Origin of the sequence: Brevibacillus migulae (assembly GCF_004521915.1) — a bacterium.
Classification (GTDB): domain Bacteria; phylum Bacillota; class Bacilli; order Brevibacillales; family Brevibacillaceae; genus Brevibacillus_F; species Brevibacillus_F migulae.
Window position 1 is genome coordinate 38,779 of sequence record NZ_SDKD01000026.1, and the last position, 8,986, is coordinate 47,764.

Consider the following 8,986-nt stretch of genomic DNA (forward strand, 5'->3'; position numbering starts at 1 on the left):
CAAGCACCTAGTTCCCTCCCTCGGGATACTAGGTGCTATTTTTTAGAGTAGAGACCACAATGTACTGAGGGAAGAGTGAAAGGATTGACAGGGGAAATGAAGCGATTTATTATTGATGTATAATACAACAGTTGATCGATACATAATAAGGAGGATCTCATGGACCGTAACGAAATCATTACGCTGCGATCAGCAGTGCAGCAATTCATCCGTTTGTTCGGGGTATTGGAGCAGACGGAGACACCCTGCGGCTTTTCGATGTCCCTCTCCCAAGTGTTCGCGATGCAGGAGCTGGAGAAAAGCTCGATGTCGATGAAAGAGCTTGCGGAAAAGCTGCGGCTGGAACGAAGCTCAGTCAGCCGATTGATCGATAGTCTCGTAAAAGGCGGATTCGTTTCCAGAGAGTTGAATGAGCAAAATCGACGGGAAGTCGTTCTACGATTAACGGAAAAAGGGGAAAGATCCATGGAGACGCTGCGTGAACAATCCATCCGTTTCTACGAGTCCATCCTGAGCAACGTGGAAGCAAACGAGCAGCAAAAGGTATTGGAGGGCTTTCAGATCTTTACGGCTGCGTTGAAGCAGACAAGGGGGGAAGCGCAATGAATGCGAAATCTCAGGTAACCACCTCGATCACTTCTGTACTTCTGGCCTTTCTGGCTTCTTCCCATCACTGGCTGCATATGGGCCTCTTATTTTTGTTGGGGAGCCAGACGAGCGTGATGGCGACCATGTCGAGCATGATCTGGGTGCGCAGGTTGATGATCATAGCGACTGCGATCACGATCGGTGTGTCACTTTACCGCATGCTTCGGCATAAGCGTTGTTCAAAGATCATGAAGGTGGTGACCATCCTCTCTGCCATTTTGTCTGCGGGTTTTATCGTGTATACACTTGCTGCATTTGGTTGGTAGATATCTGTCCGATCGATTGGTGTACAATACAACAGTTGATTAGGGCACGATATATCTTGGCAGGAAACGTACGAAAAAGGAGAAGGAATCCGTTTCCTCTCCTTTTTCGTTTTGGCCGTCAAGGTGTGATCATCGTCTCGCCAAGCTGATTATTTGATTTTTCCCGTTTCCAGATCAGTGGTCAGCTTGCCATCTTTCGGGCGAGTATCGTGATAGAGAGAGTCGAGCGCTTCTCCGAGAGTCCGGGTCATATCGTCTTTTGAGTCTATCAGTTGTTCAATCACCATTTCCAGGCTCTTATCCGTTTGTTCGTCACCTCGATAATGGGCAATCATGCCGCCGGCGAGCAGATCCCCGATGGTCAGGTCATTTCCGATTTCTTTCTTGGCCAGCTGCTGTGCCTGTTTAAGAGCTTCTTGCTGCGGCACCCCTTGCTCGATCAGCAGCTCGGCCAGCATGGCTGGAACCAGCTTGTCCAGTCCATCCTCGAGGAACTGCCTGGAATATTCGGGAAAAGACTTTCCGTCTGTATCGTAGTCAATCTCTTTGACCGTCTTGGTGCTGATTTTCATCTCATAGTCATCGGTAATCTCGATGAATCGGTAAGGGGACGGGTACGTGACGAGGGAGCCCGTCTCGATATCAAAAAGGAAACGGTCATTGTTCGTCTCTTTTTTCACGATGTCGTGCGCGTGGAAGTGGCCGGTAAAGACAGCCTTCATCCCCAGATCAGCTAAGCGCTTGGAAACGGTTTGCCAATTTTTTACGACATAGTCGGGAAAAAATTCATCCTGCAAAGAGAAATGCTCGATGATTCCATGATGGGTCATTCCGAGGACCAGCTTACCTTCGCTTCTGGCTTCTTTGATTTGATTTTCGATCCATTTGAAGCGGCTGCTGGAGAAGGCACCGCCCGTTTTGGGATAGTCGTCCTTCAGATTTGTGCTGTAAAGGGCTGAATCCATCACGATCAGACGAATTCCCTCGGAGGGCTCTACTACATAGCTAAGAGAGTTGGGGTCTTTGGCAATCGCTTCACCATACCCGAAATCTTTATAGATCGATTTAAATTCCTTGGGGGATATGTGGTCTACCGGCTTGGTCTTGCTGCCTTCAAAGGATACGGCGTGGGGATTGTAAATGTCGTGATTCCCCTCGATGACGTATACTTTCTTGCCGCTTTTCTCAACTTTTTTGAGCTGCTCGGCGAACTGCTCGTGACTGATTTTTTCACCATCTTTGGTCAAATCGCCGGAAATCAGTACGACATCCGCATCACTTTCCATGATATCGTCGAGCGCCGCTTCGAGAATCGCTTTGCTTTCCGCCAGCAGCTTGCGGTCACCGGCCAGATACTTTTCAAAGGCTTCCCCGGTAATCCCGAGCTCAGGAGCGTAGTAATGCGGATCGGAAAAAATGGCGATTTTCACAGGCTCGATTTCTGCCTGCTGCTCTTTCGCCTGTACAGGCAAGGCCGTATAGCTGCCAAGCAATGTTGCGGTGAGCGTCACCGCTGCGCAGAGTTGCCCCTTTTTCATATGAATCCTCCCTATTATTCAATCAGTCTGCATCTACGATAACGAAGGAAGAATAAGGTGGTATGAGGATTTTGTTAAGGATTTCCAAAGAACTGGTAAACAAGACTTGCAGCGCAGGAGAAAAAGAAAAGCCCCTTACGAGAGGAGCCGTTTGTATAGATACCAACTCAGCCAGGTGCCCAAGAGAATCCAAATCACAATAAATGAGATCCCTGTCACCCAGTTTTTTGGTTTTCCTTTCGCCATCAGCTCCTGCGCCTTTGCCCGACAATCGCTGATCACCTCTTCAGGGATCAGCTTCAGCGCTAACCAAATCCCTAAGGGAACGAGAATGATATCATCCAAATAGCCAAGGATCGGAATAAAGTCAGGGATGAAATCGATTGGACTGAAGGCATAGGCTACCACACAAATCGCAAATAGCTTCGCATGCCAGGGAACACGCTGATCCTTGTAAGCAAAATAAAGGACGAATGCTTCCCGCTTCAATAACTTGGCTTTGCTTTTTATTAGCTGAAATACGGATGTCGTTTGTTCTCCCATCTTATCACCCCAAGAGTTATGGTACTGGAGTGCCCGTACCGAATCAAGAAACATACGATTATGGAAAAACGTTTGAAGTGCGGGATCAGCTGCAGAAAAACTGCAACAGGGGCAGTCGAGGATTTTTCATCCTTGTCTGCCCCTGTTTTCTTTGATCGGTGATCGTTCCTAAAAAGGTGTCACCACTATATTATCCAACGATTTTTTTTAAGCGTCCTGCAATTGGCACGACAATGATACCGGCCACGGCGACTTGAAGAATGTTTCCAGGGACAGAGCCAAATGGCTGTATCCAGTTGCCATAGAGGATCACTTCGGTAAAGTAGTAGCCCACGATTTTAATGATCAGCGCCACGACCACTGCCAGCGCGTATACGAGCACTCTTTTCCCTGGTACCTTTTCGGCGATGAGGCCGGCTACATAACCCATCGTGCCTACGATGATGAATGTAAACGGCGCCCATGCTGTCCAACCAGAGATGATATCGAATAAGCCCATTCCGAAAGCGCCTGCTAACGCTCCCGTTCTTTTGCCGAAAACAAAGGCTGCCAGAAAAAGAGGCACGTTCCCCAGATGGATGAGCCCGCCGTTCCCCATGATGGGAAGCCGTAGGTTAATGAACATTGTCGCTGCTAAGGTAAAAGCGATGAAAAGGGCATTGATGACGATGGTTTTTGTTGTCGTGGTACTTCTCGGCGTGAATGAATCCATATGATAGCCTCTTTCCTTTTTTTTAAGTATTATCATACTCCGAATAGGATACTTAATAAATATACTTCATACGATTTACCTGAACATGGTTTTGGGAGCCAATCTTCATATGGACTTTTCTGTAACACTGATGTACGATAGCGCTAAAAAATCAATTGAGGCTGAAAGAAGGCGCAGCATGATCAGATCATACCTGCTTTTGCTTTTTTGTGTCACATTGTGGGGCAGCAATTTTGTGTTCGGCAGCATTCTGGTCCAGCATTTTCCGCCATTGTTTCTGGCTGATGTCCGCTTGCTTTGCACATCCACATTTTTGGTGGCATACGCATATGCGGCAAAAAAGTTTGTCAAAATCGGGCGTAAAGAATGGGGATTGTTGCTTCTGCTCGGTCTGATCGGCACCTTGGCAAACCAGACCGCTTATTTCAACGGTTTGTTAACGACAGATGCCACCACCGCGTCATTGATTCTTTCTCTCGCCCCCATATTAACCGGGGCATTGGCTTCGCTGTTTTTGAAAGAGAAGTTTACAGGAAAAATGATGATTGGATCTGGGCTGGCTCTCATCGGCACTTTTTTTGTAGTAGGGACTGGAGTGAATTTTGCTTCATCAAAAGGCATCCTGCTGATTATGATTGCGATGATTACATTTTCCTGCTCGATCATCATCACCAGAAAGCTGACAGAAACCATCCAACCGTTCATTGCGACGGTTTATTCCACCGTGGCTGGCACTTTGTTCCTGACGCCTGCTGCGCTGCTGTCCGTTGATTTCTCCACTCATATTCCTCATGAAGTCTGGGTATGGTCGCTCCTGGTGGCCACAGCGGTTCTCATGCAGGGAGTGTGCTCGATTGTATGGAATCAGCAGTTAAAGATCGTGGGTACAGGGCGAGCAGCCATTTTCCTTAATCTGCAGCCTTTCGTGGCCATGCTGGTAGGCTTTCTGCTGCTAGGCTCCACGGTAACGGCTGTCCAGATGACAGGATCTCTGTTGATCGTGGCTGGAGTGATTGTAGCGACGATGCACTGGGGCAAGGCTGGTAAAAATCAATCTGCCGTCCTCGAGAAAAAAGCGGAGTCCATGTAAGTGGTCTTCATCTCTTCCAGAACGGAATAAAATGATTTCACGAGGCTGTCGCGATCCAAGCGGCAGCCTCATTTTGCGAACGAGCAAGGAAGCTTCTGAAAAATAGCGGAATGCCCCCCTCTTCCGGAACCTAATTCGGATGGCACCGTAATACAATGTAAGCATGATGAAGGGAAACGGAGGGGAAGACGTGAAAGCGATCGTATACGAGCGTTATGGGCCGCCGGATGTGCTTCAGCTGCGGGAGGTCGCCAAGCCGGCACCGAAGCACGACGAGATTTTGATACAGGTGCATGCGACTACCGTGACTGCGGGGGATTGCCGCATACGCAGGGCAGATCCTTTCCTGGCGAGGATGTTCAATGGTCTGTGGAGACCGAGGCGAATCAACATTCTCGGCTTTGAACTGGCGGGCGTGGTCGAGTCGACGGGCAGCAGCGTTTCACGATTCAAGCCGGGAGATGCCGTCTATGCCGCCTGCGGATTCGGCTTTGGCGGGTATGCCGAATACAAATGCTTGCCCGAGAACGGTGCAGTCTCGCTCAAGCCCGCGAACATGACATTCGAGGAGGCGGCCGCAGTTCCGATCGGCGCTTATACGGCCCTGCAATTCTTACGGAAGGGCAACATCCAACGCGGCGGTCGCGTGCTTGTATACGGGGCTTCCGGCAGCATCGGGACATATGCGGTGCAGCTCTCCAAGCATTTTGGCGCGGAAGTAACTGCAGTATGCAGTACGTCTAATGTAGAGCTGGTGAGATCGCTGGGAGCCGACCGAGTCATCGATTATACAAGAGAAAAGCTCGGGGATACCGGCACAGCCTACGATATCATTTTCGATACGGTCGGGAAGAGCCCATTCCATGCTTGCCTCAAGCATCTGACCCCGAACGGCTTCTACCTGCGAGCGGTACATATGAACCCTGTGCCGCTCATTTACGGGCTATGGGTAAACCTGACGAGCGGCAAGAAGGTCATTGGCGGAACGGCGAGGGAAAACGCGGAAGACTTGATGTATTTGAAAGAGCTGATCGAGGACGGCAAGCTACGTGCGGTGATCGACCGACGTTACCCGCTGGAGCAAGCACCGGAGGCCCACCGCTATGTGGATCAGGGGCATAAAAAAGGCAATGTAGTGTTAACCATACGGGAAAGCTGAAAGGATCCGCTTTGGCGGGCCGGTTCCGATTATCCGATAGGAAATAGCCAAAATGATGAGCGCTGGCATTCTAGCTAGTGCTTTTTCTTTTTTAATCGACACGCGATCTTATGATAAAATGGGAGTGGCAAAGGTTGTATGCATCTTTCATAGAAGAGCAGGGATGGTCATGATGAAAGTCGTAATCAGGGAATGTGCCACGAATCGAGTAGTCAAGGAAGTGGAATGCAAAGGCAAAGATGAGGCATTGGTCAAGGAAAGAGAAATGAATATTGGTCTTGATCATGAGCAGTATTACACGGAGATTATGACAAATTAAAACAGAAAAACCTGCTTCCGGAAAGCGGAGCGTTGTTCATCTCCAACATACACCAGTTCGTCTCAGCTGATGAGGTCGCGAGGTGTCTATATATTGGAAGCGGCAAGCCAAAGCCACATTCCCTGCAAATAGCCGGGATATGGCCTTGGTTTTTCTATGTTCCCAGCGTTTTTTGGACGGTGTCTGCCTTCTTTCCTGTGTGTAATTCATTACTGAAATTTACCGGTTTTTCAATTGCATTTAACTATCAAATAATAGCAAATATTTTATTCTAGAAATAATAGTGATAAACTAGGATTAGATAGTATTGATTCAGAAAAGATGGGTAACTAGGTTACCCCTTGCTTGCGTGGAGTTAAGCAGGAGTGCCTGCATCTTTTCTTCAAATATTAGCGAGTTAGGACGGTAAAAATGAGTAACAGACAAACCAAAACAGACGTTATCTTAATTGGTGCCGGAATCATGAGTGCGACTTTGGGGACATTGCTGAAAGAATTAGTACCTGACTGGAACATTACCGTGTTTGAAAAGCTGGAAAACGCAGGAGAGGAAAGTTCCAACGAATGGAATAATGCGGGAACGGGGCATGCCGCACTATGCGAGCTGAACTACACCGTCGAAAAATCGGACGGATCCATAGATGTGAGCAAAGCTCTAAGCATTAATGAACAGTTCCAGGTTTCAAAGCAGTTTTGGTCTTATCTTGTAGAGAGCAACCTGATCCGTAATCCCCAAGACTTTATTATGCCATTGCCTCATTTGAGCTTAGTCCAAGGGGAAGACAATGTAACGTTCTTAAAAAAGCGGTTTGAAGCACTGAATCACAACCCACTGTTTGCAGGGATGGAATTTTCCGATGACCCCGGAAAACTGATGGAATGGATTCCGCTTATCATGAAAGACCGCATATCGAATGAACCGATAGCGGCAACGAAAATCGACTCTGGGACTGACGTCAACTTCGGTGCTTTAACACGCATGCTGTTTGACCACTTAAAGCGTAAAAACGTCGATATCAAATACAAGCATAGTGTTGATGATATCAAACGTTCTGGCGACGGATCGTGGGAATTGAAAGTGCGCAATGTTGATAGCGGTGCTGTCGAACGCCATACTGCAAAGTTCGTGTTCATCGGTGGCGGTGGAGGAAGCCTGCTTTTGCTGCAAAAATCCGGTATTCCTGAGGGGAAACATATCGGAGGATTCCCGGTAAGCGGACTGTTTATGGTGTGCAAAAATCCGGAGGTTGTCGCACAGCATCATGCAAAAGTGTACGGTAAGGCTAAGGTTGGCGCTCCGCCAATGTCCGTACCGCATCTTGACACCAGATTTATCGACAATAAAAAGTCGTTGCTCTTTGGACCGTTTGCCGGCTTCTCTCCAAAGTTTTTAAAAACCGGTTCCATGTTTGATTTGTTGGGTTCCGTAAAGCCGGATAATGTCTTGACGATGTTGGCGGCTGGTGCCAAAAATGTTCCGCTAACGAAATATTTGATCCAGCAAGTGATGTTATCGAAAGAAGAACGCATGGAGGAGTTACGCGAGTTTATCCCGAGCGCCAAGAGCGAGGATTGGGATATCGTGGTAGCGGGCCAGCGTGTGCAAGTTATCAAAGATACAGTCAAGGGCGGCAAAGGAACACTCCAATTTGGAACAGAATTGATCAGTGCCGCTGATGGCTCGATTGCTGCATTGCTCGGTGCTTCTCCGGGTGCTTCAACCGCGGTTTCCGTCATGCTTGACTTAATAAAAAAATGCTTCCCGCAGCATATCCAAGAGTGGGAACCGAAATTAAAAGAAATGATTCCATCTTATGGCGTATCACTGCTGGAAAAACCAGAGCTCATCGACGAAATTCAAACTTCGACAGGGCGGACGCTTGGTTTAACCAAGGAACTGGCCCTCGTCAATTAGACTGTACATCAGATAAAAGAGAAAGCGGCCTTCGTCCTGTATACCATGGGACAAAGGCCGTTTCGTTTTGCCAGCAAATGAAAGCAAAATGATTTTCCTAATTTTGGCCGTTGATTTATCTGTATACGATCGGTTATATTATAAATCCGGCCATCAAGTGGTGGCCCAATGGAAAGAAACCTATCAATCTTGCTAGAAACTTTCATGGGCCTATAGCTCAGTTGGTTAGAGCGCACGCCTGATAAGCGTGAGGTCGGCTGTTCGAGTCAGCCTAGGCCCACCATTTTCCATTGATTTGGGGCAACAAGATTTGATAGAATCAAAGTCCAAACGATTATGGGGCTGTAGCTCAGTTGGGAGAGCGCCTGCCTTGCAAGCAGGAGGTCATCGGTTCGATCCCGTTCAGCTCCACCATGATCATATTCCTTGGTAGCTCAGTTGGTAGAGCAATCGGCTGTTAACCGATCGGTCGGGGGTTCGAGTCCCTCCCAAGGAGCCACCATATGGATGGATGTCCGAGCGGCCGAAGGAGCACGATTGGAAATCGTGTAGGCGGTGTCGAACCGTCTCGTGGGTTCAAATCCCACTCCATCCGCCATGAAAGTCTTGGCCCGTTGGTGAAGCGGTTTAACACAGCAGCCTTTCACGCTGTCATACAGGGGTTCGAATCCCCTACGGGTCACTAGAGACCCCACAAAGTGACGGTAAGCTTCGAAGCTGATTCCGAGTACTTTGTGGGGACCCCAAAACAACTTAATCTGGAGGCTTAGCTCAGCTGGGAGAGCATCTGCCTTACA

Annotated in this window: 9 protein-coding genes and 5 tRNA genes; 11 read left to right on the top strand and 3 right to left on the bottom strand. The window is 48.4% G+C overall.

The features are described 5' to 3' along the window. Positions 1-159 precede the first annotated feature (159 nt). On the top strand, positions 160-606 hold the full coding sequence (locus EIZ37_RS22295; RefSeq protein ID WP_134686973.1) for a MarR family winged helix-turn-helix transcriptional regulator: 447 nt from the start codon (positions 160-162) through the stop codon (positions 604-606). After that, entirely contained in the window at positions 603-914 is a 312-nt protein-coding gene (locus EIZ37_RS22300) for a hypothetical protein (protein ID WP_134686974.1), read from the top strand. Before EIZ37_RS22295 ends, EIZ37_RS22300 begins: the two co-directional genes overlap by 4 nt. A 149-nt stretch (positions 915-1,063) precedes the next feature. Here the strand turns inward: EIZ37_RS22300 and EIZ37_RS22305 are convergent, their stop codons facing one another. The 3 genes from EIZ37_RS22305 to EIZ37_RS22315 all read right to left on the bottom strand — a co-directional run bounded on the left by EIZ37_RS22305 (position 1,064) and on the right by EIZ37_RS22315 (position 3,707). Next, a complete protein-coding gene (locus EIZ37_RS22305) occupies positions 1,064-2,452 on the bottom strand; it encodes a metallophosphoesterase family protein (RefSeq protein WP_134686975.1) in 1,389 nt (462 codons plus the stop codon). Between the two features lie 135 nt (positions 2,453-2,587). Beyond that, positions 2,588-2,995, bottom strand: coding sequence for a YkvA family protein (locus tag EIZ37_RS22310; RefSeq protein ID WP_134686976.1), 408 nt, complete (start codon positions 2,993-2,995; stop codon positions 2,588-2,590). A 190-nt stretch (positions 2,996-3,185) separates the two neighbouring features. Beyond that, the gene (locus EIZ37_RS22315) at positions 3,186-3,707 is read right to left on the bottom strand and encodes an ECF transporter S component (protein WP_134686977.1); all 522 of its coding nucleotides are present in this window, start codon (positions 3,705-3,707) and stop codon (positions 3,186-3,188) included. 178 nt (positions 3,708-3,885) lie between these two features. On the opposite strand from EIZ37_RS22315, the gene EIZ37_RS22320 reads away from it, so the two are divergent. The 9 genes from EIZ37_RS22320 (at position 3,886) to EIZ37_RS22355 (ending at position 8,871) form a co-directional block, all read left to right on the top strand. Beyond that, entirely contained in the window at positions 3,886-4,797 is a 912-nt protein-coding gene (locus tag EIZ37_RS22320) for a DMT family transporter (RefSeq protein WP_134686978.1), read from the top strand. 190 nt (positions 4,798-4,987) lie between these two features. Then, positions 4,988-5,956: an NAD(P)-dependent alcohol dehydrogenase gene (locus EIZ37_RS22325; protein WP_134686979.1), complete on the top strand. Its 969-nt coding sequence runs from the start codon at positions 4,988-4,990 to the stop codon at positions 5,954-5,956. A gap of 169 nt (positions 5,957-6,125) precedes the next feature. Then, positions 6,126-6,275: a hypothetical protein gene (locus EIZ37_RS26125; protein WP_167569087.1), complete on the top strand. Its 150-nt coding sequence runs from the start codon at positions 6,126-6,128 to the stop codon at positions 6,273-6,275. Positions 6,276-6,686: 411 nt separating this feature from the next. After that, a complete protein-coding gene (locus tag EIZ37_RS22330) occupies positions 6,687-8,189 on the top strand; it encodes a malate:quinone oxidoreductase (protein ID WP_134686980.1) in 1,503 nt (500 codons plus the stop codon). Between the two features lie 206 nt (positions 8,190-8,395). Beyond that, a tRNA-Ile gene (locus EIZ37_RS22335) sits at positions 8,396-8,472 on the top strand. A gap of 55 nt (positions 8,473-8,527) precedes the next feature. Beyond that, a tRNA-Ala gene (locus EIZ37_RS22340) sits at positions 8,528-8,603 on the top strand. A 9-nt stretch (positions 8,604-8,612) separates the two neighbouring features. Then, positions 8,613-8,688 (top strand) — tRNA-Asn (locus tag EIZ37_RS22345). A gap of 6 nt (positions 8,689-8,694) precedes the next feature. Continuing rightward, a tRNA-Ser gene (locus EIZ37_RS22350) sits at positions 8,695-8,787 on the top strand. Positions 8,788-8,797: 10 nt separating this feature from the next. Continuing rightward, positions 8,798-8,871, top strand: a tRNA-Glu gene (locus EIZ37_RS22355). The last annotated feature ends 115 nt before the right edge of the window (positions 8,872-8,986 follow it).

Excerpts from the sequence above, each read along its gene's own strand:
- EIZ37_RS22295 (WP_134686973.1), top strand. The coding sequence starts at position 160 with ATGGACCGTAACGAAATCATTACGCTGCGATCAGCAGTGCAGCAATTC.
- EIZ37_RS22300 (WP_134686974.1), top strand. The coding sequence starts at position 603 with ATGAATGCGAAATCTCAGGTAACCACCTCGATCACTTCTGTACTTCTG.
- EIZ37_RS22305 (WP_134686975.1), bottom strand. The coding sequence starts at position 2,452 with ATGAAAAAGGGGCAACTCTGCGCAGCGGTGACGCTCACCGCAACATTG.
- EIZ37_RS22310 (WP_134686976.1), bottom strand. The coding sequence starts at position 2,995 with ATGGGAGAACAAACGACATCCGTATTTCAGCTAATAAAAAGCAAAGCC.
- EIZ37_RS22315 (WP_134686977.1), bottom strand. The coding sequence starts at position 3,707 with ATGGATTCATTCACGCCGAGAAGTACCACGACAACAAAAACCATCGTC.
- EIZ37_RS22320 (WP_134686978.1), top strand. The coding sequence starts at position 3,886 with ATGATCAGATCATACCTGCTTTTGCTTTTTTGTGTCACATTGTGGGGC.
- EIZ37_RS26125 (WP_167569087.1), top strand. The coding sequence starts at position 6,126 with ATGATGAAAGTCGTAATCAGGGAATGTGCCACGAATCGAGTAGTCAAG.
- EIZ37_RS22330 (WP_134686980.1), top strand. The coding sequence starts at position 6,687 with ATGAGTAACAGACAAACCAAAACAGACGTTATCTTAATTGGTGCCGGA.